This is a genomic window from Nostoc sp. (assembly GCF_036917935.1).
Lineage (GTDB): Bacteria > Cyanobacteriota > Cyanobacteriia > Cyanobacteriales > Nostocaceae > Nostoc.
In genome coordinates, this window is record NZ_JBALEL010000047.1 from 1 (window position 1) to 23,540 (window position 23,540).

Sequence of the window (23,540 nt, forward strand, 5' to 3'; positions counted from 1 at the left end):
GAAGCGTCGCTTTTTCGCGCTCCGCTTCCAGCACTTATTCAATATAGCGAACCTACCTCCTCATGTCAACTATTTTTTCCAAAATAATTTTGGACGGCTTCTGCATCACTATCAAAGCCTTGGAAACTAAGGGGTTTAGGCTATAGTATTCCTCAAGTCTCTAAGGAACTAATGAAATTTGTGAGCTATTCTGCTGTTTTGCCGCCCTGGCTGGTTTTAGATCCTCTGTTGCGTAGCTGGTTGTTGGAGGATATTGGTAGAGGCGATCGCACTACAAATACGCTTCTAGTAGAAGATGTGACGCTAGGATCTGCTAAATGGATCGCTAAAGCTTCAGGGATAATTACTGGCTTACCAGTTGCAGCTAGAGTGTTTCAGATTTTGAATGAAAAAGTCAGCTTTGTGGCGGTTGCGGCTGAAGGTGCATGGTGTGAGCCAGGACAGATCGTAGCTGAAATTCATGGTTCTCTGGATGCGCTACTGATGGGAGAACGGGTGGCACTCAACTTGGCTATGCGGTTGAGTGGGATTGCTACGCTGACTAATATATATATAGAGAAAATTGCTGATTTACCTGCTCAGTTGGTGGATACGCGTAAAACGACACCAGGGCTGAGACTATTGGAAAAGTACGCGACTGCTTTGGGTGGGGCAATTAATCACCGCATGGGGTTGGATGATGCGGTGATGATTAAGGATAATCACATTGCGGCGGCTGGGGGAATTGGAAAAGCAGTTATCCGTATTCGTTCTCAGATACCTTATCCCTTGACAATAGAGGTTGAGACGGAAAATTTAGAGCAGGTGAAAGAAGCTTTGCAGCACAAGGCTGACATTATTATGTTGGACAATATGCCTTTGGATATGATGCGTCAGGCGGTGCAGTTGATTCGCCAGCAGGATAGTCGGGTGAAAATCGAAGCTTCGGGGAATGTGACTTTGGAAACCATTCGCAGTGTTGCAGAGACGGGTGTGGATTATATTTCTAGCAGTGCGCCGATTACTCAGTCGAAGTGGTTGGATTTGAGTATGAGGATTGTAGTTTAAATATAATAAGGCGTTTGAAAAGCAACTTGAATTATTTTTGTACTCATAAATAGCTATGGGATAGAATAAATTATCTCAACAGTGCAATAAAGTAAAGTGCAGATAAGTGTTATGTTTAGTGTTTTGACACATATCCAATTATTTGTCCATATAAAGATTACTGAGTTTATGTCTACAGTGATTGAGTAAAGATACTTAATATATTGCACCATGTTTGGTCAAGCTACGATGTGAAATAAGAACAGTGTGGGAAAAGCGATCGCTAACCCATCCTCTAAGAATTATCTGAGAATCTTCGCAATGGTTACACAGCTACCATCTTCCAGTCCAAAACACATTATCTACCCTGATAGTGATGGACAATCAATGGCAGACAACACTAAGCAGTTTGAATTAATTGTCTGGATTAAAAATAATTTAGAACTGCTGTTTGGCAATGACCCAAATGTGTTTGTCGCTGGAGATTTGTTGTGGTATTCGGTGGAAGATGATAACAAGCTCCGCCAAGCTCCTGATGTGATGGTAGTATTTGGTAGACCAAAGGGATACCGAGGTTCTTATCAACAGTGGCTTGAAGACAACATTCCCCCGCAGGTGGTATTTGAAATTTGGTCGCCTGGAAACCGGATCTCTAAAATGGCGAAAAAATTAGAGTTTTATGAGCGCTACGGTGTGGAAGAATATTATCTGTATGAACCTGATGTGGTTGACTTGACAGGCTGGCAGCGACGGAACTCAAGATTAGAAGTGATTGACCAAATTGTTGGTCGGGTGAGTCCTCGATTGGGGGTGCGTTTCGAGTTGACTGAGGAAGAACTGCAAATTTATCGTCCTGATGGCGATCGCTTTCTGACCTTTTTGGAACTAGACCAACAACGACAGCAAGAAAGACAACGAGCAGAACAAGCTGAAGCCCAGTTAGAAGCCCTCCGTGCTTTACTACAAGAACGGGGAATTAATTTAGACCAATTGTGAGCGAATTTAATTTACAAGTTTAAGAAAATAGCGATCGCCTTAAACAACAGGTTTACTAATTTGCAGTCCCATGATCACTAAGTCCCGTTCAACGCTGTCAAGTTCAGCAATTTGCGGCAAATGTCCCCAGCGCTGAAAACCAAATGTTTCAAAGAGTTTTAAACTGGGTTGATTGTGGGCAAAAATGAAACATACTAGGCTCTTTAGACCCAAACTAGGACTTTCACTAATTGCTTGTGTTAAGAGTTGCCGTCCCAAGCCACACCGATGAAAGCTAGGGGCTATATAAATACTAATTTCGGCAGTCTTACTATAGGCGGGTCGCCCATAAAAGGATTGGAAACTAAGCCATCCAGCGATTACTCCGTCTACTTCAATTACCCAAAGTGGTTGTTGCGAAGGCGATCGCCCCTTAAACCAAGCAAGGCGACTTTCCACAGATACTGGTTCTAAGTCAGCGGTTGCCATGCGGCTAGGAATTGCAGTGTTGTAAATTGCCACAATTGCAGGTAAGTCAGTTTCAGTCGCATGGCGAATAGTCATTGCTACCGTCTCGGAAAAATCTTAATAAAATATTCAAAAATAATACAGTGTTAACAGTAGCAATTCTACGGCTTCTATAGCGATTCTCATTTGAATAAAGTAGGCGGTTAGGGGCGCACAACTGTGGCCCCTACTGAATTCTGACTCCTGAATCCTGAATTCTGTTTCGATAACTCCTGATTTTATTTAATTAAGCGCGTGCTAGTAAGGGAGCAGCAGCTAGTAAGGTTTTGGTATAAGGGTGCTGAGGATTAGCAAAAATCTTTTTTGTAAGACCGAGTTCGACAATTTTACCGCCATTCATCACGGCAATACGATCGCACAAAAATCTAGCTAACCAAAGATCATGAGTGATAAATAGATAAGTTAACTCAAACTCTTCCTTTAATTGCAACATCAAATCCAGCACTTGCGACTGCACACTAGCATCTAACATACTCACTGGTTCATCGCAGATTAAAAGTTTAGGATGAGTAATCAAAGCACGAGCGATCGCTACTCGTTGCTGTTGTCCACCAGACAAATCCGACGGATAACGCTCATAATACAATTCTGGCGGTGTTAACCCAACTTTATTTAGCATCCACAAAACCTGTTCTTTTGCCTTGGCAGGATTGGCAAGATTGTGAATAAATAAAGGATCAGCGATACTTTGTCCCACTGTCATCGCGGGATTGAGACAAGCATGAGGATCTTGAAAAACCATTTGTATTTGTCGCCGTGAGGAACGAATTTCTTGACGCGACAGTTTAGTTAAATCCTGTCCTAAAAACTCAACTTTGCCACTAGTGGGACGAATTAGTTGCAAAATTGTTCGTGATAGTGTGCTTTTTCCACAACCTGATTCCCCGACTAAGCCGAGAATTTCTCCTGAATAAATATCCAGGTTGATCCCGTCTACTGCTTTAATTGTCTGCGTTTGTGTGTTAAACAGTCGTTCGATAAAGTTAGGTTCGATGGTATAGTGTTGCTTGAGTTCTGTAACACTCAAAATTGGGGATTTCTCATTGATAATCGGTAATTGCTTTTCTCCGTCATTAACAATTATCAATTCTCCACTATCAGTTACTGCTTGAATGTGTAAAGCTGCTTTTAAGAGCGATCGCGTGTATTCATGTTGAGGTTCCCTAAATACGGTTTCTGTAGAACCCATTTCGACTATCTTGCCGTTGTACATCACGCCAATGCGATCGCAATACTCAGCCACCATTGCTAAATCGTGAGATATCAACAACAGTCCCATGTTTTCTTCACCGCACAGACGAGTTAATTCTTGCAATATCTGCGCGGAAACAGTCACATCTAAACTGGTGGTGGGTTCATCGGCAACAATTAACTTGGGGTTAAGAAGTAAAGCTAAAGCGATCGCTACCCGTTGCCGCATTCCGCCGCTAAACTCATGAGGATACTGATTCCAGCGACTAGCGGGAATATTCACTTTTGCCAAGGTAGCAAGTGCTTTTTCTTTGGCTTTCCGCGTTGATAATTCTGGTGAGTGCGCCTGAAGGGTTTCGATACAATGCTTACCAATCGTCATCAGCGGATCGAGGCGTGTCATGGGATCTTGAAAAACTAATGCGATCGCCTCTCCCCGAAATTTCCGTAACTGGTTAGGTGTCAAGTCAAACACTGACTGTCCCTGAAATATCACCCGTCCCTCAACACGACTAGAGGCTGGTAGTAAACGCATTACTGCCCGTCCGATAGTTGACTTACCACAACCAGATTCTCCCACCAATCCCATTCTTTCACCTGGTTGCAAGGTGAAAGATACATCATCAACCGCCCAGCTTGCTTCTTCTCCACTCCTCTGAGGATAGGCAACTCGCAGATTTTCGATACAGAATAAGGCTTCACTCATAGTTAGTTATCAGCCCTGAGCTACCAGCTTTTATAATTTCAAATTTAAGATAGTCTATCAAATTAAGTATTAGACCTGTTTTATAAAACTTACCTAAACATAGCAAAACATGCAAAAGTGTATCTCGTAGCGATCGCGATAAATCTCCAGTCCTAGCAATTGCAGACAGCTATCGATATTCTTGATAACCACTGCTAAAGTTGATACAGCACACAACTATGATGTTATAAGTGTAAAATTCCAATCTGTAAAAACTAGAATCAAAATTAATTCAGCAAATCAGGATTTTTAAGTCAATATTATGGAGCAAAATCAGCCACAACAGCCCCGCGTCGCCGATCAAGTGTTTGAACAATCCCTCGATCAGTTGGAGGATATCTTACAAGAAAGTTCGACTGAGGAAGAAGAGATCCCCCAACTGCATACTAGTACTTTCACTGAAGTCGAACTCGATCAAGACTTGATAGATATTGATTTAGCGGCTCTTGAGGACGCCGTTGCCGATATTGAACAATATCTCGAAGAAATAACAAAAACCGAATAGGGGTAAAAAGTTAAAATTCATTACTGACAAATCAATTGCCGTTGAGCTTCGTACAACATTAAAGCGGCGGCGATCGCCACATTCAAAGATTCCACCCCAGGACTTAAAGGAATTCTTACTTGCCGATCTGCGATCGCTGCTAAATCTGCCGACAATCCAGCACCTTCATTTCCCAGTAAAATCAGACTGGGTTTTCGCCAGTCCACTTCCCAATAAGTTAAAGTCGCATTGGGTAAGGTTGCCACTACCTGCATTCCTGCCTGCTGACTTTGTTGAACTGTCGCTTTTAAATCTTCGGTTACGGCTGTTGCGAGGCGAAACCATTGTCCTGCTGAAGCCCGGAGAACTTTGGGGCTATCTAAATCTACACTATCTCCACTTACCCACAAACCTGATGCTCCGGCGGCGGCAGCAGTACGGATCATTGTACCCAGGTTGCCGGGATCTTGCACCGTTTCTAAAGCTAGCACTAAACCAGTAAATGGTAGTTGAGTTTGGCGTTCACTTCGTTTTGCCGTTGCTACCACACCATCCGGTTGGACTGTGGTAGCGATCGCATCCAAGACTTCTTTACTGACAATTTCGGCGCGATCGCATAGACTACAAGCTTCATCCCACAGGGAAGGGTGGGCTGCTTGCCAATCTGGGGTACAACACACTGTTTCTAGCGGGTAATTCACCGCACAAGCTTCTTCTAACAGGTGTGTCCCTTCTAGTAAAAATAACTGCTGCTTGTGCCGTTCCTTGGTGGAGTGCAGTTTGCGAATTTGCTTGACTAGAGAATTCTGTAAGCTGGTCAACACGATTTTAGATTTTGGATTTTGGATTTTAGATTAATCCCTTCTCCCTTTGGGAGATGCTGTGCGAACGCTAACAGCAATCGGTCTTGGGGGAAACCCCTTACCCCTAGCCTCTCCCAAACGGAGAAGACCCCGCTGCTTCACCAAAATCGGCAATCTAAAATCCAAAATTGATATGCGGAACCCGGGACTTGAACCCGGAAGCCTTGCGGCACTAGAACCTGAATCTAGCGCGTCTGCCATTCCGCCAGTTCCGCTGGCACTTGTCACTTGACGACAATTTCTTATTATTGCGTAATTTTCTACCTTTGTCAAGTAACAACATCGCACCTAGTTAAGAATCTTAGACTGGAAAGGAGTGATTCAGGCGATAGGTCAAATCAAAATATTAACTGGACAGTACAGCATTGATTTTTAGAGAACACTTAAGTTATTTTACTGAGTATTTAATTTTGCTTTAAACTACTACTTATTCATTCTTTTTTATTAAAATTTTAAAAAGCTCAAAAAGCTGACTATTGCTTCTTTTCAGCCCGTTTTTTTCGCCATAAAACAATTTTTTTATGCAAGACGCTGCCCTAAAACGTGGACATTTTGAATCTTTACTGTAGAATCAAAACCAACTTCAAACATATAAAATACGTATTACTTTTGGAGGTAGGCTTATTAATCCTTCTACCAGCTTACCAGATGCCAAAATTGCTCCAGAAGCAGACTCCTCAGTCTTGCAAATTTGGGGTGGGCATCCTTTGCGAGGTCATGTGAAAATTAGCGGGGCAAAAAATGCAGCACTGGTAATCATGGCTGGAGCCTTGCTGTGTCCGGGCGATTGTCGTATCCGCAATGTCCCTTTATTAGCGGACGTAGAGCGGATGGGTCAGGTGTTATTGGCTTTGGGTGTACAATTAACACGACAAGGTGACATTTTAGACATCAACGCCAGCGAGATTAAAACATCAAAAGCTCCCTATGAACTAGTTACCCAATTGAGGGCGAGTTTTTTCGCCATTGGTGCGATTCTGGCAAGACTGGGAGTAGCACAGATGCCCTTACCAGGCGGTTGTGCTATTGGGGCAAGACCAGTTGACTTGCATGTTCGAGGACTGCAAGCAATGGGAGCGGAAGTACAAATTGAGCATGGCATTTGTAATGCTTATGTCCCTGGCAGCAGCCGAAGATTAAAAGGTGCGAAGATTTACTTAGACATCGCCAGCGTTGGAGCGACGGAAAACTTGATGATGGCGGCTACCCTAGCAGAGGGGGAAACGATCATCGAAAATGCTGCTAGAGAACCGGAAGTTGTTGATCTAGCTAACTTCTGTAACGCGATGGGAGCGAAGATTAAGGGCGCGGGGACTAGCAGGATTATTATCGAAGGAGTCCCCAAGTTGCATTCTGTTGACTACAGCATTATTCCCGATCGCATTGAGGCTGGGACGTTTTTGCTGGCAGCAGCAATTACTCGCTCAGAACTTATCCTCTCGCCAGTGGCTCCAGAACATCTCATACCAGTGATTGCCAAGCTGCGGGATATTGGAGTAACGATAATTGAGGAAAAGCCTGAACACTTACATATTCTGCCAGCGGAAACTCTCAAGGCAACGGATATTGAAACCCAATACCATCCAGGTTTTCCTACAGATATGCAAGCGCCGTTCATGGCTTTACTGACATTAGCAGAAGGCGACAGCGTAATTAACGAATCCGTGTTTGAAAATCGCTTGCGTCATGCCTCAGAGTTGAATCGCTTGGGGGCAGACATTCGTGTTAAAGGCAACGCTGCTTTCGTTCGGGGAGTACCAAAATTGTCTGGCGCACCAGTATTAGGTACAGACTTAAGAGCATCGGCAGCGTTAGTCATCGCAGGACTGGCAGCAGAAGGACAAACCACGATTCAAGGATTACAGCACCTCGATCGCGGCTACGATCGACTTGATATGAAGTTGCAGCAATTGGGGGCTAAAATCCTCCGCGTGGGTGAAACATCAACAGATGCAGAAATCGTTCCCAGTATCAGTAGTCTGTCAAGTTGAAATTGATCGGTTGAGACTGACGCGGGGAGAAGGGAGATAAGGGAGACAAGGTAAAATTTTCTCCCTTTACCTCTCCCATCTACACCCTGCAATCTGCGGAATTATCCTCATAGATAGAGGGTTTTAAGCTTTGCCCATATCTTTTTTTGATGAATATTCAGGAAAAATCTGTGTTGGCTGTTACAATATTGTTAAGAAAAGTTGCCCGTTGCATTTTGGGAACGCGCAATTGGGTCTTAACTCTCTTGAGAAGACAACGCAAAAAAACATTTTCTAGACCAGCTGTGGGAGGCTGGTCTTTTTGTATTTAAAGTACTCATGCATTGGTTATCCGATAACTGACTACAAACACTTTGAGCATCTCTAGTTAATAACTTCAAGGCTCTAACTGACAATGCTAAAAAGGGGCCATCTTTAAGTAATTTCCGCAATTTCTATGTTTCATCTGCGTTCAATTCACTAGAGATTTTAATTTTCCTGCTCCTACAAATTGTTGTATAGCAGGGAACAGGGAATAGGGAACTCTTAACAGGCTTGAAAGTCTCTTGGTGTCAGTGTTTTCTGATTAACTGATGTCAACCGCTACCTGGCAACTGCTATATCTACATGAAAATCACTATAATGTTTTGAGATACCATACTCAGCATTTTTGCTGAGTTTTATTTTTGAAACTACAGACAAAATAAAAGACGCAAATTTATCCTTTGCGTCTTCAAGCAAGATTTTAAAAATTAGAAAGTGAATGTGGTTCTCACTGTACCAATCACGATATCATCGTTTTGATTGTTATGATCTGGCGCTGTTAGCCAAATAACTCCTGGGGTAATGCTGATATTGTCACTCAGCTTATATTGATAGAAACCTTCAATGTGATATGAAGTGTCTGGATCTTTGTTGATACCTGCATTACGGAGAGAACTGCTCACGCCGGTAACTTTAGGTTCCATACCCACAATAATGCCTGCAATGTTACCTTTTTTACCAAGATCCGGGAAAGCCAGTGTGACGGCATAGTTCCAGATGTCAGCATCACCAGGAGTAACTGAAAGGATGCGAGCTTTGGTCAAGCCAGCCCAACCGCCAATCACGAATTTTGAGCTAGGTTGAAAGGATGCTTGTACACCGTAGGAGTTACTAGAAGCATTCTGCAATATGTCATTAGCGTTATTGCTACCACCACTACCATTAGCAAAAAAAGTATTTCTGTAGGCGTTAATGTAGGTCAAACCAAGGGTAATTTGATTGCTAGGCTTAACAGTTAACTGCCCCATAGCACCATAAGCACCGTTGAAGAGTCCAGAGCTTGGCTGAGGACTAGCAGCATTATTCGCTAAATACCCCAAGCTTAGTTCGAGGTTATCACTGAACTCGTGTTTGATTCCTATACCAGTACCGTTGACTAGATAATAAATTGGGTTGCGACTCCCAAATTGGGAAAAGGCACCGCTACCACCGTCCCCATCTAGGTAGGGGTTGACTGTGTTAGTGAAATCATCAATTGCACCTGCATTTGCTTCCAGGGTGACGCCTGTTTTCTTACCGAGAGGAAACTGATACAACAGCGCGTCTACCACAACTCCATTATTGTTGTTACCACCAGCAAATCGGAAGTCACCTTCTGGTGTAAAGGTAGCAGTCTGAGAGAAGGGGTCTAGGTTTGTTGCCTGAAGTCGTGTTCTGAGTAAATCTTGACCTGTGAAACTGGTGTCGAGGTTCAGACGCACGCGGTCTGCAAGGACAGGATTTTCGTTGACTTTTTGACCCTTAACTGTATTTCCACTTATGACACTGGCGATCGCAATTACCACTTCCCCATTCAGTTTGGTTGTGGTTGAAAACTGATTCGCTTCTAATTCAGCAGTGCGTGCTTCTACTGAATCCACACGACCTCGGAGTGTGGCCAGTTCTGCTGAAAAATCTTCTTGCAGCTTTTGTAATGTGGCTAAATCTTCTTTTTTAACTAAATCGCCAGTGGCTGTAGCAATAAGTTCATTAACGCGATCGAGACAAGCATTCAAACCAGCAGCAAACTCATACCGCGTTAATGCCCGATTACCACGATAAGTACTATTTGGGTATCCTGCAATACAGCCATAGCGCTCAACCAAGGACTGCAATGCTTGGAATGCCCAATCTGTAGGTTGTACGTCGGAAAATTGAGATACGGAGGTAACTTGCCCTATGTTCTGATCTTTTTCTTTGATGTCTGGATTAGCTAAAACTTGCGGTTGATTGATTTCAGACGTGCTGGAAGTTTCACCTGCAAATGCAGCAGTATTCACAAATAGTATTACACCGCAGACTGCTGGACTAACTAGCAGATATTTACAGAATTTTTTCATTTTTCCCCTCACACTTATCTCCAATTCACACCCAAACCACGTTTAAAAAAACGTGTATTTTATGAGAATATTTCTCAGTAATCTTATCAGAAGTAAGCAAACTTTTTAATAAAAAAGTCAAGAATTCCTAATTATTCAGGGAAAACTAAATTGCAGAGGGCTGTATCGGCTGAAAAAATTTTGTTGTTACTCATTAGACAGGAAACGCAGAATGATGTTATATATTTTGAATGAGAATGAGAATTATTATAGTCTAAAATGTAGAACAGGTCTGATTGTCAATAGAAACTGTGACAGAGGCAGAGCAAGCATCCGTTTCGAGGAGAAAACATGGTGATGATGAATTGCAGAGGACAAACAAGGGGCAGACAAACAAGCGGCATCTTGCCCATAATTGCTCTATTAATGTTGTCAATGGCTACTGGCTGTAGTCAATCGAATCCGAATCAGAGAAGTACTTCCGAACAGTCGCCGCAAGCACAGGAAGCTGCCTCTACCCCATCGGTGCAGTCAGGAAAAACTAAAATAGTGGCGACATTTTTGCCGATATATTTGTTTACCAAGGCAGTAGCTCTTAATGTGGCAGATGTAGAAATTCTAGTGCCACCCGGTACGGAGGTACATGAATACCAAGCGACACCAGAAAATGTTAAAGCGATCGCTAATGCGAATGTGTTAGTGAAAAATGGTTTAGGTTTGGAGGAATTTCTGGAAGGTACTGTCAAAAATGCCCAAAATCCCAAATTAATTGAAATTGATGCTACTAAAGGTATTAAACCCTTAAATGAAATTTCACCTGTTGTGAAAACGGCGCAAGAGGAAAAAGACCACGACCACGCCCAAGGTAATCCTCACGTTTGGTTAGATCCAGTTTTGGCAAAACAACAAGTAACAAATATTCGGGATGGATTAATTGCTGCCGATCCCGCAAACAAAGCTACTTATGAGGCCAATGCTGCGGCTTATATTAAAGAATTAGAAAGTTTAAACAGCGAATTTCAGCAGACTTTGCAGAAAACTCCTAATTGTACCTTTATTACCTTTCATGATGCCTTTCCATATTTAGCTAAACGCTATAATCTCAAGCAAGTTGCTGTGGTGCAAATTCCCGAAGATCAACTTTCACCAGCGGATGTACAAAATGCAATCAATGCCGTGAAAAAGTACAAAGTTAAAGCTTTGTTCAGCGAACCAGGAGTAGATAATAAACTTCTGACTAGTCTCTCCAAAGACTTGAAATTAAATTTGCGTACTCTGGATTCTCTGGAAACTGGCGAAACAGATCCGCAGCATTATTTTAAGGCAATGAAAGCTAACTTGCAAACTTTAGAAACGGCGTGTAAATGAGTTAGGAGTTAAAAGTCATAAATCCTAATTTATCAATTATTATTTTTGAAATAATGAATAATCAGATTGCTATTTTGAAAGTAGAAGGATTAACTGTTTATCAAGGCAGCTATCTAGCTGTTCGAGATGTTTCCTTTGAATTGTTGCCAGGAACAGATACAGCCATCGTTGGCCCCAATGGTGCTGGTAAAAGTACTCTGGTAAAAGCGGTTTTAGATTTGATCCCTCGAAGTGCTGGTACGATTGAAATATTAGGTCGCCCAATTGCCAGGTTGGGGCATTTACGTCACACATTAGGCTATATGCCGCAAAACTTCATCTTTGACCGCAGCTTTCCCATTTCTGTCAGCGAATTGGTGGGACTGGGATGGACTAAAGAAGGCAAAAGAAAGGGTTTGTTTTTCTCTAAGCTGTGGAGACAAGACCGAGAAAAATCGGCAGCAGTAATAGAAGCTTTACGGCGAACTGATGCTTATCATTTACAGCATCAAGCTATTGGTACTCTTAGCGGTGGTCAACTCAAGCGGGTTTTATTGGCTTATTGTTTGGTAATGCCTCGGAAACTGTTGGTGCTAGATGAAGCCTTTGCTGGTGTTGATGTGCAAGGTTCAGCAGATTTTTACGCTTTGCTAAATGAATTAAAACGGGAGGAGGGTTGGACAGTATTGCAGGTTTCTCATGATATTGATATGGTAAATCGCCATTGCGATCGCGTGCTTTGCCTGAACCAAAGCATTGTTTGTACTGGTAAGCCGGAAATTGCCCTTTCACCGCAAAACCTGTTAGCAACCTACGGCCCAGGTTTCAGTCGCTACCAGCACCAACATTAATGCCCATAAGTATGAATTTATTCAATGATTGTCAGATAGTTTGGCTAGCGATCGCCAATATTAATGACTTCGTAAGTTTGTTACAACACCCCTTTATGCAGCGTGCGATCGTCGGTGCTGCCTTGATGGGAATACTTGGCGGGATGTTGGGTAGTTTTGTCACCTTACGCCAGTTGTCTTTTTTCAGCCACGCGGTTGGTCATGCAGCATTAGTAGGTGTGGCGTTAGGTGTGCTGCTACAGGTAAATCCTACTTGGATGCTGTTACCTTTTACCTTAGTTTTTGGGGTTATTGTCCTCTACTTTATCGACAAAACCGACTTAGCTAGCGATAGCGTACTTAGTATAGTGTTATCTGGAGCATTAGCGATCGGTCTAATTCTCACGAGCCTAATTAAAGGATATCGTGGCAACTTGATGGCTGTCCTTTTCGGGGATATTCTAGCGATCGACACCACAGATTTGATTTTGACGCTGCTAGTCCTTGTGGGAGGCGGCATATTTTTACTATCAACTCTGCGACAGCAAATTTTATTGACCCTTAACCCCGATGTTGCTCAAGTTCAAGGCGTTCCCGTCCAATTGTACCGCTACGCTTTTGTGGTCTTGCTTTCACTCGCCGTTGCTGTCGCGATTAAAGCTGTTGGCGTTTTACTAGTGAATGCCTTTTTGGTCATTCCCGCCTCCACTGCCAAACTGATGAGCCACCACTTTAGCCGCTTTCTAGTCATGTCGGTGATAGTTGGTTCCATCAGCAGCATTGCTGGCATCATGGTGTCAGGTATTTTCAACCTTGCTTCTGGGCCAAGTATTGTTCTTGTCCAGTTTCTACTATTTGTAGCCGTTTTCATCTGGTTTAAGTTGAGTTTGAAAGCTGCATAACTATTTTTCTCCAAAGACTTGCTATATTCTTAGATGTTTGCTACATTGATTAATCGTGGCTCATAAAAGCCCCAGCCGGGATAGCTCAGTTGGTAGAGCAGAGGACTGAAAATCCTCGTGTCACCGGTTCAAGTCCGGTTCCTGGCATACTTTCAATATGTAAAAAGCCTTGATATATCAAGGATTCAAGAAAACCACCCTAGTAACGGTAGAAAAACTAGTGGTGGTTTTTACATTTTTTAACTTGACTTTGACGATGAATTGACTTGTTTACTGGCTTAGTAATCCGATCGCCATCTCAAGGTGAATTCTAGCCTTGTGCAAGTTGAGTAGGTTCTCTGGGTCAAATCTATCAGGGTAGCTCATAGCCTTGCCCTCCATTGTTAGCTTAATCAGCGCGGCTTGCTCGTCAGTAGGTGAGTTCATCAAAAAAATGGGTAGAAACCCCGCCCTACAAGGCGGCTTTATATTGGGAATAGTGCATCTCACAGAATAAATGCTACAATGTGAGGATGACACAAAAAGCTTTTAAGTACCGATAAATGAGGCGACTGTTTACACCATCTCAAGAGGCTGAAATCTGCAAAAGATACATCGCTAAAGAATCTACCTCTGTGATAGCAAATTCTTTGGGGACAGGGCATAGAGTGATTAATGGGGTTTTGAAGCGGAATAATATTGCAATTAGGACTCGCGGCAGGTACATTTCTGTTGACTACAATCTGATATTTACGCTTTATAAGCAAGGTCTTTCTGACGGCGAGATCGCAGGTAAATTGAATTGCACTAAAGGACTTGTGCAATCTGCTATTTACAAAAAGAAACCGGAAATCAGAAGAGGTAGATCGGAAGCTATCAAAATTAGTCAGCGAACCAAAAATAGAAAGTGGGTCAACGGGAAGCCCGAACTTAGAGGAAGTAAAAACCCTCTTTGGAAGGGAGGAAAAACTGAACTTAGTCAGGCTATTCGAGCAGATGCACTTTACAAAAAATGGAGAAGCAACATTTTTGAGCGAGATGAATATATATGCCAAGATTGCGGAGACAAATCGGCTCCAGGAAATAAAGTTATTCTTCACGCAGATCACATCATTCCACTCCATGAATTGATTGATATTCATCGCCTCAAAACGATCGAACAATCCAGAAATTGTGAGTCCCTTTGGGATATTAGCAACGGTAGAACGCTTTGCCGTTCTTGTCACAAAAAGACTGCTACTTACCGTGTAAATAGGCATATCAAATAAATGCAACGCAGTTTCAAGTACCGCTTCTATCCAACTTCTGAGCAAGAAACCTTGCTTCGGAGAACGTTGGGCTGTACTCGATTGGTCTATAACCGTGCCCTCGCCGCAAGGACTGAGGCATAGCTGACTCGCCTTGAGCGAGTCAGCTATGCCCAAACTTCTAGTCTGCTGACAGATTGGAAAAAGCAAGACGAACTTGATTTTCTTAACGATGTCAGTTGTGTGCCGTTGCAGCAAGGCTTGAGACATCTGCAAACCGCTTTCACTAACTTCTTTGCAGGAAGGGCGCAATACCCAAACTTTAAAAAGAAGCACAGTGGCGGTAGTGCGGAGTTTACCAAATCTGCTTTCAAATGGCGCGATGGTCAATTGTTCCTGGCTAAAAGTTCGGAACCTTTGGACATCCGATGGAGTCGAGCCATTCCCGGAGGCGCAGAACCTTCTACCGTGACGGTGAAGCTCTCGCGCTCTGGACGCTGGAGCGTCTCCCTGTTGGTGGATATTGAGATTGAACCATTGCCGGAGTCTCCTAACGCTGTTGGGATTGATTTGGGCATCACGAGTTTGATTGTTCTGAGTACGGGTGAGAAGGTTGCGAACCCCAAAGGTTTTAAGGCAAAACGCACCAAGCTCAAAAAAGCGACTAAAGTATTGAGCCGTAAGCTTCATGGGTCGAACAATCGCGCTCATGCCCGCCTCAAAGTCGCTAAAGTCTATGCAGAAATTAGTGACGCAAGACTTGATTTTCTTCCCTTCGGGACGCTTTGCGAACACAAGTTGACGACTCGGTTGGTGAGAGAGAACCAAACCATCGCCGTAGAAGATTTGGCTGTGAAGAACATGATGAAGAACCGGAAACTCGCTCTTGCTATCAGTGATGCCAGTTGGGGCGAACTGATCAGACAACTTGAATACAAGTGCGATTGGTATGGCCGCACTCTGGTCAAGATTGACCGATGGTTTCCAAGTTCTAAGCGATGTGGCAACTGTGGACATATCGTTGATAAATTGCCGTTGAATGTACGAGATTGGGATTGTCCTAAGTGTGGGACACATCACGACCGGGACGTCAACGCAAGTAAGAATATTTTGGCGGCTGGGCTAGCCGTTTCAGTCTGTGGAGCGAACGTAAGACCTAATAATCTTGAGCTTATTGGGCAGTTGCAAAAAACCCTTTTGGCTCGCACTGAGCATAGCCGAAGTGGAAAGAAACAGAAACCTAAGTCGTGAGTCTTAGGAATCCCTGTCCTTTAGGTCAGGGAGGATGTCAACTACTACCCCTTCAAGGAACTGAATAACGCTAAAGCCTGGTGACTTTAATCCTCTTCCCTGCCTTAGTTGAGCGAGTGCTATCTGTGGAAATGCCATCAAGGTAATTATTCAGCTAACCTTGTAGCCTCCATTGCCGGTAGGCTTTAGTCCGTAGCGCCTACACAAGTCTCTTAACTCAGCAGTGGTTTTGATTTCGAGTTCTGACCTTGTGAACATAAAATAGAGTTACCCGAATATTGGCAACGCGATCGACGCCAAACGTTTGAAATTTACAAATTGGTAGATAAAAATTATCAATTACAAATTGGCGAACCCCATTGGATGCCAGAAGTTGGTTTAGGGATTGGACGACATCAAGGTGTTTTTGGTGGGATTGGTCAGGAATTTCTATCTTGGTATGACGAACAAGGAAATCGGTATTTAACGAGAGAAGAAAAAGCAGAAAAGTTGGCGCAGCATTTACGTTCTCTTGGTATCGACCCCGATAATTTACTCAGCAATCCGTAAATTAGCTTTTCTTGAAGCCAAGAAGCCGGAGAGTTGCCAAGTAGTTGAAATCTTGTTAGCATTTATGTTTAAAATTGCACAAGAGGTTTATTTAGCATCTACTCACAGCTAAAGTTGACCCTTTGCAGGACTCTCCCAAGCAATGCTGACTGAAATTTTGCCTTTCCGCTTTGAGTTAGACACGATCGCGATCGCCGGAGCGAGTTTGTGGTCATTAGCCCTATATCTAGGTTTTTCCAGAGTCAATGAATGGGTAATCGAGCAACTCAATCGCTGGTTTAACTTTGCGGAGCGATCGCTTTACACCAGCCAGTCAGAATTTGAAAAGACTCGTAAAGCTAGAGAATCCCAAAACGCTTTCTACGCCTCACTGTTTAGCATTGTGCCTTTTTTGGTAGTCGGCACTTTATGTAACTGGGGTCTGGAAATTAGTTTAGGTGAAAGTTGGGGAATTAGTACAGGTATATTAGCTTGTATGGGTGCCGGCATTTATGAACTTGGGCGCAGGGATGGAGAATCTTCGGATTAAGCCAGAGTGAAAATGAGGGGGATGTTGCTCCCATTACTCCCTCATCTTTCACTACTTGCCAATTTCCTCACGAACAATCTCTGCTATCTTCTGGGCTGCACCGCTTTCACCGCGAATATTACGGAGTTTGGCGCGGATATCAGCCAATTTTTCTGGATGTGCCAAAAAGTCTAAAACCATTTCCCCAACTTCTTGCGGTTCAAGTTTACCCATAAGTTCTGGCACGATCTCTTCCTGTGCCCAGATATTTGGCCATGCTAATAAACCTTTGTGTCTCACGAATCTCAGAAATGACCAATTAATCACCTTAGCGCATAGTGTACCGACTACTGGCAGATTTGCCAACAATCCCGGTAAACCATCCCAAGAACGCATGGCATCAAGTTGCTGTGTTGGTAGCAAAACAATCATTGGCACTCCTAAAGCACCGAGTTCAGCAGTGTTTGCCCCCACTGTAGTCAAGCACATGCAGCACTGGGATAATAAGTGATATGCAGGGTTTTCTTGCCACAGTTCTACAGTTAAACCACTTGCTGTTTTTAGCGATGCCTTGCCTGTAGCGTCCTCTGAAATAATTAAGGAACCACCGCTAAAACCAAAAGTTTCCACAAAAGGGTTTTTTTGGGAATCGCCAAAACTAGCTAAGGTTTGTAAATCGACGGTTGGAGCGACAGGAATCACAAATTTGGTTTGGGGTCTTTTGCTGTGGATGTATTCGCCAATGGCTAACATTAAAGGTATCCCTTGGGTTAATTTTGCCGCTTTTGAACCCGGTAAGACACCAATTAAGTCAGTTATTTGTCCTTTGTCAGAGGAATTACTACTAGCTTCTAACATCAAATCTCCCACAACAGTGAATTTGTGGGCATATTTTTGGGAAACACGGGCAGCAACTTCAGCTTTCATCACGCCAAAGCGATCAATCCAGTTATGCCAACGGGCTGACCATTCGGCGTAAACCACTGTGCGATATCCGAGCTTTTTGCCTATGACTACAGGGAAAATTTGATCGCCACCTAGAAAAACAACTACACCGCGATCGCACCAGTCCCAATGATCAAATGTTTTGCCCCAAAGCAGAAATTGCCAAAAATGCTCTGCTCCCTGTACTCTATCTACTTCTGGATAAGAAAGAGCGATCGCTGCTTCTTTACCACTGGCATTTGAGCAAGGTGATAATACCACAGAAATCCTCACTACAGAAGGATCATCCCCTAGTTCTTGCCGCAATGCCCTTACTACTGGACGCACCCAGGTTGTTACTTCACCTGGGCCATTTGAAAGGATAAGAATATCTACTTGAGTCATTAGTCAAGAGGTAAATATTAGCTAAGTAGCAATTGGCCATTTTCAGAGACTGAAATATCGGTAATTTCGTCTACTTGATCTAGGAAAGACTTTACACATTGACTATAATATGCGTGGCAGACTTGTTAAGTTAAAAGTCTTGCCCTGACTTGTTCTTGGGCTGCTACCTTGTTACCAAAGGTAATTTACAGTTGGTTGTCTCTGTCAATGCATAAGTCCTACTTCACTTAAATAAGTCTTTTTCAAAAATCACATTTTGTTCCTATATAAATATATTGATTATTTTGTTATGGATAACAATCAAAGCTGCGATTATCAATAATTTTTTGGGCAATCTAAATATAGCCCTTTTTTTGCTTACCAAACCCATTATTTAGAGGGTGATACCTTTGATGAAAGGCAGCTCCAGCCCATCTGATGCCAAAATACATTCCTCGCGCAATTTGTTGATCCGATTTATTCTTGGCGGCACTACTCTGATTGTGAGTATTTCTGCTTATTTTAGCTATCAGGCTGCTCGAAAAATAACCCTAGAAGACTTGAGAGGAAAAGCTTTTTTAGAGGTAGAGAGAGGGGTTGATGAAATTGAGGAGTGGTTGCATGTTCGCAAAGTGGAGGTGCAAACCCTTGCTCATACTTCAACTGTACGCTCCTTAGACTGGTCTGTGGCAGAACCCTATTTAAAGTCAGAAGTTGAGCGGATCAATGAATTTTTCTTTTTCCTAATAGCTACCCCGGATGGTTCGTATTTTAATACTAAGGTTGGCCGGTCAAATAAGAATATTAAGGATCGAGACTACTTTCAAAAAGCACTAGCTGGAAAAAGCAACATTTCTGATCCCTTTATCAGCCGTTCCACGGGCATTCCTTTAATTGCGATCGCCACCCCAATTTGGTCAAATTCTCTTACCAATCATTCACCGATTGGGGTCTTTCACGGCAATGTTAAAGTCGATCACATTGCAGAGGTGGTCAACTCGCTGCGCTACGGCAAGAATAGCTATGCGTTCGCTCTCAATTCCAAAGGAGAAGCGATCGTCTACCCCAACTCAACGTTAATGTCAACGCTAGAAAAACCTGCACCCAGCCTGCTGAAAATTCCAGATCGCAATTTAAATGCGATCGCGCAGCAGATGGTAAACAGACAACAGGGAATTCAGTTGATGGAAATTGACGGTACCAAAAAGTATGTTGCTTATATGCCGTTGCGAGAAGCTAATTGGTCTGTGGCTTTGGTAATTCCACGCCAAAATATTGAATCTCGGCTACAATTCCTCGATCTGATAGCCTTAATTGTGGGCGGGTTGACAGTGACGATGATCACTGTCTTGTGGCAGGTGCAAGCGTTTGAACAGGCTCAACTGAAAAAGTCCAAAGCAGCGGCTGATACCGCAAATCGTGCTAAGAGCGAATTTTTAGCCAACATGAGCCATGAACTGCGAACGCCCTTGAATGGTATTTTGGGTTGCGCTCAAATTTTGCTGCGTTCTAAAGGTTTGCCGGAGCCAGAGCAATATCATGTAAACATCATTGAACAGTGTGGTTCTCATCTGCTGACTTTAATTAATGACATTTTGGATCTTTCCAAAATTGAAGCGCAAAAACTGGAACTGCATCCTCAAGATGTGCATTTCCCGTCTTTTTTACAGGGGATTGGGGAAATTTGCCAGATTCGGGCAGAACAAAAAGACATTTTGTTTGTCTATGAACTCGCCAGCAACTTACCCACAGGGGTTAATGTCGATGTCAAAAGGTTACGTCAGGTTCTCTTGAATCTGCTGGGAAACGCCATCAAATTTACGGATGAGGGTAAAGTTAGTTTCAAGGTTGAGGTAATCGATCAACTTCCTGCTGATGGGCAAACAGTGAAATATCGCATTCACTTTAGTGTAAAAGACACAGGAATTGGCATAACTCCAAACGAATTGGACAAGATTTTTTTGCCATTTGAACAAGTAGGTGATAAAAAGCGTCAGACAGAAGGGACGGGGCTGGGTTTAGCTATTACTCGGCAGTTGGTGCAGATGATGGGTAGCGATATCCAGGTTAAAAGTCATCTTGGTCAGGGTAGTATTTTCTGGTTTGAAATTGCGATCGCCCAAGCCAGCGAATGGGTACAGTCTGCTATGGCTGCATCCAAGGGACAAATCATTGGCTTTGCAGGTAGCCCCCACACCATCCTGATGGTAGATGATCGCTGGGAGAATCGCACAGTAATTACAAACTTACTGCAACCATTGGGTTTCAATGTGGTTGAAGCCAGCAACGGTAAAGAAGGTTTAGAAAAAGCGATCGCCCTTAAACCAAACCTGATCATTACAGATTTGCTCATGCCAGAAATGGATGGGTTTGAATTGATTAAACACCTGCGTCATACCCCAGACATCCAGGATGTCAAGATTATCGTCTCTTCCGCTAGTGTCTTTGAAGCCGACCAACATCGCAGTCTGCAAGCAGGAGGTGACACCTTTTTGAGCAAACCTATACAGGCAGATGAATTACTCCAGCAATTAGAGTGCCACTTAAATTTGGCATGGATTTACCAGCAGTCTCAGTCTGAGGAACAAAGAATCAACTCTTCGGCTACAACACGTGATAGCCCATCAGATCAATTGACTACTCCTTCCCCCGATGTATTGCGAGAACTAGTTATTTTAGCCAGCAAAGGTAACTTCAATACCATTCTCAAATGGGCCGATAAACTAGAGGAAACAGACACAAAATTCGCTGCCTTTGCTAACCAATTGCGGCAACTAGCGAGGCAGTTTGACGAAGATTTAATCCTCAACTTTTTGACCAAAAAAGTTGAGGATTGATTCCTCTAAATTTATTTATGGAGATTATGAATTTTGAATTCGGAGCCTTTGTCTTTGGCGTCTCACAGAGAAACAACGTAACTCAATATAGGGTAGAAACAGCATGACAGCGACGATAGGCGATCAAAAAAATTCTCTGAATTGCGAGCCTACCAGAGGAATTATTTTAGTCGTTGACGATAACCCTGCCAACTTACAAGTTTTATCCAGCTTTTTGGATCAGTCTAGCTTTGAAGTTTGGGCAGCTCGCAGTGGTGAAAAAGCCATTCAGAGATTAGACAATGATAATTTACCTGATTTAATCTTACTTGATGTGATGATGCCAGGTATCGATGGGTTTGAAACTTGTAAACACCTAAAAAGCGAAAGCAATCCTCGTATCCAGGATATTCCGATCATTTTTATGACTGCTCTTTCAGATACTGCTGATAAGGTTAAAGGATTGCGATTGGGAGCCGTAGATTATATTACTAAACCTTTTCAGTATGAAGAAGTCTTGGTGCGAGTAGAGCACCAACTAAAGCTGAGAAATTTGACGAAAACCTTGATTGCTAAAAACGCCGAATTACAACAGGCTCAAACCCAACTGATTCAAGCAGAAAAGGTAGCAACATTGGGTCAAATGACAGCAGGAATTGCCCATGAAGTAAATAATCCCATTAATTTTATCGCTGGCAATTTGAATTTTATTGAGCAATATTTCCAAGAGGTTGTCAATTTACTCGAGCTATATCAAAAGTATCTGCCCGATCCACCTGCTGAAATTCAAAATGCTATTAAAACAAAAGATATCAGCTATTTATTAAATGATTTCTCCAAAATTATTCAATCTATGCAATTGGGTACAGATCGCGTGACAGAAATTGTGTCATCGTTGAACAAGTTCTCTCGACACGGAGAAGCAGGGAAGAAACGGGCTAACCTGCATGAAGGGTTAGAAACTACGCTACTCATTCTTGGACATCGACTCAAAGCAAATGCTCATCGTCCGGCAATCCAACTAAACAAAGAATATGGAGAGTTACCACTTATTGAGTGCTATCCAGGCGAAGTAAATCAGGTTTTTATGAATTTAATTGGTAATGCGATCGATGCAATTGAAGAAATACCAAAAAATCAAGACTTGGATGAAACTTTTAGACATATTGGTGTGATTTGGATTAAAACTGAGAAAATTGGAGAACAAGTTATTCTCCGAATTGCAGACAATGGCTCAGGAATCAGTGAAGCAAATCGGATAAAAATATTCGATGCTTTCTACACTACAAAAACCATCGGAAAAGGAACAGGTTTAGGTTTATCAATTGCTTACCAAATTGTAGTTAACAATCATCACGGCAAGCTAAGTTGCTATTCAACACAAGGTGAGGGTACAGAGTTTGTGATTGAATTACCTATCCGATAAATTATAATCCTAAATCGTATCCGTATCGGTATTCAGAAAATACTTGCAATGGCTGAGTTCTCGGTTACAGACACAACGAGAGTCATTCAAATTCAGGGGTGCCGCAGCTACGCCCGTCGTAGACATCGCAGCAATGGCAGCTTTACGATTGTTACAGTGCGTCTTAATTGTAATTCTAGTAGTTTTGTGTTTACAACGAGCGATCGCTCTCTGGTCTGTTATTAAACTGATATAATCTGCTATATGTTTGATAATGTCTGTAAGTTTCTTGCTGAGTCATTTTCAGCCGACTTTGCAACATGGCTACTCGGTGAAGCAATAACTCTCACAGAACTGAGTCCTTCTGAATTATCCCTCGAACCCATTCGCGCCGATGCACTAATTTTATTGCAGTCGGATGAGATTGTCCTCCATCTCGAATTCCAAACCGTACCTAAAGCCGATATTCCTTTTCGGATGAATGATTATCGCTTACGGGCATATCGAAAATTTCCCCATAAGCGAATGCGTCAGGTGGTAATTTATCTAAAACCAACTGATTCTGAGCTAGTCTATCAAACGGAATTTGTTCTAGAAAATAGTCTGCACAGATTTGAAGTAATTCGACTTTGGGAACAGCCAACTGAAATATTTTTCAATTCTCCGGGTTTGCTACCCTTTGCAGCTTTAAGTCAAACCAACGATCAAACGCGAACCTTAGAAGAAGTTGCCCAAGTTATTGAAGCACTCAACGACACCCGAATCCGCAGTAATGTTGCTGCATCAAGAGCAGTCTTAGCTGGGCTAGTATTAAATAAAGACGTGATTAAAAGAATATTGCGGAGTGATCTTATGCGCGAATCTGTAATTTATCAAGATATTCTGCAAGAAGGGCTTGCACAAGGTTTAGAACAAGGGCTTGAACAGGGTATTGAACAAGGTTTTGAACAAAAAGCTCAGGAGATTGCAACAAATATGCTCAACGAAGGAGTTGCGATCGCATTAATTGTCCGTGTTACTGGTTTAGCTGTCGAGCAAGTTGAGCAATTACAGGCTAAAACCTCACGGTAATCAAGCTGAGTGAGTCAATGATACGCCAAAAGAGTCTTAGAATCCCGGCTTCTGGGAGAAGTCGGGTGCTAACAAAACACCTATAAGCGCCATATAATCAATACTCAGAGATTAATAATTGCTAGATGCCATAGTCAAATCTTGAAGATTGTCTTAGATTTCCTGATGTAATCTTACCATAATTCCTGATGGCAGCTAGTGAT

Annotated in this window: 21 protein-coding genes and 2 tRNA genes; 17 read left to right on the forward strand and 6 right to left on the reverse strand. The window is 42.7% G+C overall.

All coding sequences use genetic code 11. The features are described from left to right. Positions 1-180 precede the first annotated feature (180 nt). On the forward strand, positions 181-1,047 hold the full coding sequence (gene nadC / locus V7K62_RS19465) for a carboxylating nicotinate-nucleotide diphosphorylase (RefSeq protein ID WP_334866853.1): 867 nt from the start codon (positions 181-183) through the stop codon (positions 1,045-1,047). A 300-nt stretch (positions 1,048-1,347) separates the two neighbouring features. Next, on the forward strand, positions 1,348-2,022 hold the full coding sequence (locus V7K62_RS19470) for a Uma2 family endonuclease (RefSeq protein WP_334866855.1): 675 nt from the start codon (positions 1,348-1,350) through the stop codon (positions 2,020-2,022). 39 nt (positions 2,023-2,061) lie between these two features. Here V7K62_RS19470 and V7K62_RS19475 read toward each other — a convergent pair whose 3' ends face one another. Together V7K62_RS19475 and V7K62_RS19480 are read right to left on the reverse strand one after the other, a co-directional pair. Beyond that, positions 2,062-2,565: a GNAT family N-acetyltransferase gene (locus tag V7K62_RS19475; RefSeq protein WP_334866857.1), complete on the reverse strand. Its 504-nt coding sequence runs from the start codon at positions 2,563-2,565 to the stop codon at positions 2,062-2,064. Positions 2,566-2,755: 190 nt separating this feature from the next. Then, positions 2,756-4,426, reverse strand: coding sequence for an ABC transporter ATP-binding protein (locus tag V7K62_RS19480; RefSeq protein WP_334866859.1), 1,671 nt, complete (start codon positions 4,424-4,426; stop codon positions 2,756-2,758). A 301-nt stretch (positions 4,427-4,727) separates the two neighbouring features. Between V7K62_RS19480 and V7K62_RS19485 the strand changes: the two genes are divergently transcribed. Next, positions 4,728-4,970 carry a hypothetical protein gene (locus tag V7K62_RS19485; protein ID WP_334866862.1) on the forward strand — a complete coding sequence of 81 codons (243 nt, stop codon included), beginning with the start codon at positions 4,728-4,730 and terminating at the stop codon, positions 4,968-4,970. Between the two features lie 20 nt (positions 4,971-4,990). Here V7K62_RS19485 and V7K62_RS19490 read toward each other — a convergent pair whose 3' ends face one another. Both V7K62_RS19490 and V7K62_RS19495 read right to left on the reverse strand, forming a co-directional pair. Beyond that, a complete protein-coding gene (locus V7K62_RS19490) occupies positions 4,991-5,773 on the reverse strand; it encodes a TrmH family RNA methyltransferase (protein WP_334866864.1) in 783 nt (260 codons plus the stop codon). A 173-nt stretch (positions 5,774-5,946) separates the two neighbouring features. Then, positions 5,947-6,027 (reverse strand) — tRNA-Leu (locus tag V7K62_RS19495). A 408-nt stretch (positions 6,028-6,435) separates the two neighbouring features. On the opposite strand from V7K62_RS19495, the gene murA reads away from it, so the two are divergent. Beyond that, the gene (gene murA, locus V7K62_RS19500; RefSeq protein ID WP_334867052.1) at positions 6,436-7,803 is read left to right on the forward strand and encodes a UDP-N-acetylglucosamine 1-carboxyvinyltransferase; all 1,368 of its coding nucleotides are present in this window, start codon (positions 6,436-6,438) and stop codon (positions 7,801-7,803) included. A 731-nt stretch (positions 7,804-8,534) separates the two neighbouring features. Here murA and V7K62_RS19505 read toward each other — a convergent pair. Next, positions 8,535-10,145, reverse strand: a complete 1,611-nt coding sequence (locus V7K62_RS19505; RefSeq protein ID WP_334866866.1) for an iron uptake porin — start codon at positions 10,143-10,145, stop codon at positions 8,535-8,537. 405 nt (positions 10,146-10,550) lie between these two features. Here V7K62_RS19505 and V7K62_RS19510 point away from each other — a divergent pair, with 405 nt between their 5' ends. The 9 genes from V7K62_RS19510 to V7K62_RS19550 all read left to right on the forward strand — a co-directional run bounded on the left by V7K62_RS19510 (position 10,551) and on the right by V7K62_RS19550 (position 16,758). Continuing rightward, positions 10,551-11,492: a metal ABC transporter substrate-binding protein gene (locus tag V7K62_RS19510; protein WP_442937314.1), complete on the forward strand. Its 942-nt coding sequence runs from the start codon at positions 10,551-10,553 to the stop codon at positions 11,490-11,492. A 53-nt stretch (positions 11,493-11,545) separates the two neighbouring features. After that, a complete protein-coding gene (locus V7K62_RS19515; protein WP_334866868.1) occupies positions 11,546-12,322 on the forward strand; it encodes a metal ABC transporter ATP-binding protein in 777 nt (258 codons plus the stop codon). A gap of 11 nt (positions 12,323-12,333) precedes the next feature. Next, a complete protein-coding gene (locus tag V7K62_RS19520) occupies positions 12,334-13,203 on the forward strand; it encodes a metal ABC transporter permease (protein WP_334866870.1) in 870 nt (289 codons plus the stop codon). A gap of 74 nt (positions 13,204-13,277) precedes the next feature. Further along, positions 13,278-13,350: transfer RNA gene (locus V7K62_RS19525), tRNA-Phe, on the forward strand. A 395-nt stretch (positions 13,351-13,745) separates the two neighbouring features. Then, on the forward strand, positions 13,746-14,450 hold the full coding sequence (locus V7K62_RS19530; protein WP_334866872.1) for an HNH endonuclease: 705 nt from the start codon (positions 13,746-13,748) through the stop codon (positions 14,448-14,450). After that, the gene (locus V7K62_RS19535; protein ID WP_334866874.1) at positions 14,451-14,573 is read left to right on the forward strand and encodes a helix-turn-helix domain-containing protein; all 123 of its coding nucleotides are present in this window, start codon (positions 14,451-14,453) and stop codon (positions 14,571-14,573) included. It begins immediately after the preceding gene. After that, positions 14,574-15,680, forward strand: coding sequence for an RNA-guided endonuclease InsQ/TnpB family protein (locus V7K62_RS19540; protein WP_334867054.1), 1,107 nt, complete (start codon positions 14,574-14,576; stop codon positions 15,678-15,680). 318 nt (positions 15,681-15,998) lie between these two features. Further along, positions 15,999-16,229: a hypothetical protein gene (locus tag V7K62_RS19545; RefSeq protein WP_334866876.1), complete on the forward strand. Its 231-nt coding sequence runs from the start codon at positions 15,999-16,001 to the stop codon at positions 16,227-16,229. Between the two features lie 142 nt (positions 16,230-16,371). Then, positions 16,372-16,758: a hypothetical protein gene (locus tag V7K62_RS19550; protein WP_334866878.1), complete on the forward strand. Its 387-nt coding sequence runs from the start codon at positions 16,372-16,374 to the stop codon at positions 16,756-16,758. 51 nt (positions 16,759-16,809) lie between these two features. Here V7K62_RS19550 and V7K62_RS19555 read toward each other — a convergent pair whose 3' ends face one another. Beyond that, positions 16,810-18,066: a lipid-A-disaccharide synthase gene (locus tag V7K62_RS19555; RefSeq protein ID WP_334866880.1), complete on the reverse strand. Its 1,257-nt coding sequence runs from the start codon at positions 18,064-18,066 to the stop codon at positions 16,810-16,812. Positions 18,067-18,458: 392 nt separating this feature from the next. Between V7K62_RS19555 and V7K62_RS19560 the strand changes: the two genes are divergently transcribed. From V7K62_RS19560 to V7K62_RS19575, 4 genes are all read left to right on the forward strand, one after another. Further along, positions 18,459-20,882, forward strand: coding sequence for a hybrid sensor histidine kinase/response regulator (locus V7K62_RS19560; protein WP_334866882.1), 2,424 nt, complete (start codon positions 18,459-18,461; stop codon positions 20,880-20,882). Between the two features lie 103 nt (positions 20,883-20,985). Next, positions 20,986-22,287 (forward strand): sensor histidine kinase, encoded by a 1,302-nt coding sequence (locus V7K62_RS19565; RefSeq protein ID WP_334866884.1) that lies wholly within the window; start codon positions 20,986-20,988, stop codon positions 22,285-22,287. 48 nt (positions 22,288-22,335) lie between these two features. Next, positions 22,336-22,512, forward strand: coding sequence for a hypothetical protein (locus tag V7K62_RS19570; RefSeq protein ID WP_334866886.1), 177 nt, complete (start codon positions 22,336-22,338; stop codon positions 22,510-22,512). A gap of 18 nt (positions 22,513-22,530) precedes the next feature. Beyond that, positions 22,531-23,337 carry an Rpn family recombination-promoting nuclease/putative transposase gene (locus V7K62_RS19575; protein ID WP_334866888.1) on the forward strand — a complete coding sequence of 269 codons (807 nt, stop codon included), beginning with the start codon at positions 22,531-22,533 and terminating at the stop codon, positions 23,335-23,337. Positions 23,338-23,540: the final 203 nt, after the last annotated feature.

Bases quoted from the DNA above. Each gene is read 5' to 3' on its own strand.
- V7K62_RS19565 (WP_334866884.1), top strand. From the start codon at position 20,986: ATGACAGCGACGATAGGCGATCAAAAAAATTCTCTGAATTGCGAGCCT.
- V7K62_RS19485 (WP_334866862.1), top strand. From the start codon at position 4,728: ATGGAGCAAAATCAGCCACAACAGCCCCGCGTCGCCGATCAAGTGTTT.
- V7K62_RS19510 (WP_442937314.1), top strand. From the start codon at position 10,551: ATGTTGTCAATGGCTACTGGCTGTAGTCAATCGAATCCGAATCAGAGA.
- V7K62_RS19530 (WP_334866872.1), top strand. From the start codon at position 13,746: ATGAGGCGACTGTTTACACCATCTCAAGAGGCTGAAATCTGCAAAAGA.
- V7K62_RS19515 (WP_334866868.1), top strand. From the start codon at position 11,546: ATGAATAATCAGATTGCTATTTTGAAAGTAGAAGGATTAACTGTTTAT.
- V7K62_RS19520 (WP_334866870.1), top strand. From the start codon at position 12,334: ATGAATTTATTCAATGATTGTCAGATAGTTTGGCTAGCGATCGCCAAT.
- V7K62_RS19570 (WP_334866886.1), top strand. From the start codon at position 22,336: ATGGCTGAGTTCTCGGTTACAGACACAACGAGAGTCATTCAAATTCAG.
- V7K62_RS19505 (WP_334866866.1), bottom strand. From the start codon at position 10,145: ATGAAAAAATTCTGTAAATATCTGCTAGTTAGTCCAGCAGTCTGCGGT.
- V7K62_RS19480 (WP_334866859.1), bottom strand. From the start codon at position 4,426: ATGAGTGAAGCCTTATTCTGTATCGAAAATCTGCGAGTTGCCTATCCT.
- V7K62_RS19470 (WP_334866855.1), top strand. From the start codon at position 1,348: ATGGTTACACAGCTACCATCTTCCAGTCCAAAACACATTATCTACCCT.
- V7K62_RS19535 (WP_334866874.1), top strand. From the start codon at position 14,451: ATGCAACGCAGTTTCAAGTACCGCTTCTATCCAACTTCTGAGCAAGAA.
- V7K62_RS19575 (WP_334866888.1), top strand. From the start codon at position 22,531: ATGTTTGATAATGTCTGTAAGTTTCTTGCTGAGTCATTTTCAGCCGAC.
- V7K62_RS19475 (WP_334866857.1), bottom strand. From the start codon at position 2,565: ATGACTATTCGCCATGCGACTGAAACTGACTTACCTGCAATTGTGGCA.
- V7K62_RS19560 (WP_334866882.1), top strand. From the start codon at position 18,459: ATGAAAGGCAGCTCCAGCCCATCTGATGCCAAAATACATTCCTCGCGC.
- V7K62_RS19555 (WP_334866880.1), bottom strand. From the start codon at position 18,066: ATGACTCAAGTAGATATTCTTATCCTTTCAAATGGCCCAGGTGAAGTA.
- V7K62_RS19550 (WP_334866878.1), top strand. From the start codon at position 16,372: ATGCTGACTGAAATTTTGCCTTTCCGCTTTGAGTTAGACACGATCGCG.